Below are 717 nucleotides of genomic sequence, written 5' to 3' on the forward strand. Positions count from 1 at the left end.
GTCAGGAAATCAAACAGTGGTATAACGGCTATCGTTGGGGGGGGCGTGAGGTAACGTCCGTCTACAATCCCTTCGATGTACTGTTACTGTTCCAAGAACAAGAATTCGGCCCTTACTGGTTTGAGTCCGCGACGCCCACGTTTTTGGTCGACATTCTTAAGCAACGCGGGGTGTTTACCCCTTCATTGGATCATTGGGAAACCGAGTACGAACTGCTCAGCCAGTTTGATGTTGACCAGATCAGCACCGAAGGCCTGCTGTTTCAAACCGGCTATCTGACCATTCAGCAGGTAGAAGAGCCCCTGTTGGGTTACCGCCAGTACACCCTGGGCTTTCCGAATCGCGAAGTCGAAACCAGCCTCAACCATGCGCTGCTGCCTTCACTGGGGGTCGAGAACGCCCCACGCGAGCGCCGAACGCTGTTCCGTCATTTAAGCCAGCACGATCTCGACGGGTTAGAAACGCACTTAAAGGCGCTTTACGCGGGACTTCCCCATGACTGGTACCGCAATAATCCGATTGCTCGATACGAAGGGCACTATGCCAGCGTGTTTTACAGCCACTTTGCGGCCTTGGGGCTGGATGTGACAGTGGAAGACGCCAGCCACCATGGCAAGGTGGACATGAGCGTGGACTTTGGCGGGCATATCTACCTGTTTGAGTTCAAGGTGGTGGAGCAACTGCCGGAAGGCACGGCGCTGGCGCAAATCAAACACA

1 protein-coding gene is annotated in these 717 nt (G+C 54.7%); it reads left to right on the forward strand.

Annotation, left to right across the window (positions count from 1 at the left end; translation table 11 throughout):
* Nucleotides 1-717, forward strand: a 717-nt coding sequence (locus M8006_RS17715; RefSeq protein ID WP_250084533.1) for a PD-(D/E)XK nuclease domain-containing protein, incomplete at both ends; no start/stop codon positions are given.

Source organism: Halomonas llamarensis (assembly GCF_023555005.1).
GTDB classification, from domain to species: Bacteria; Pseudomonadota; Gammaproteobacteria; order Pseudomonadales; family Halomonadaceae; genus Vreelandella; species Vreelandella llamarensis.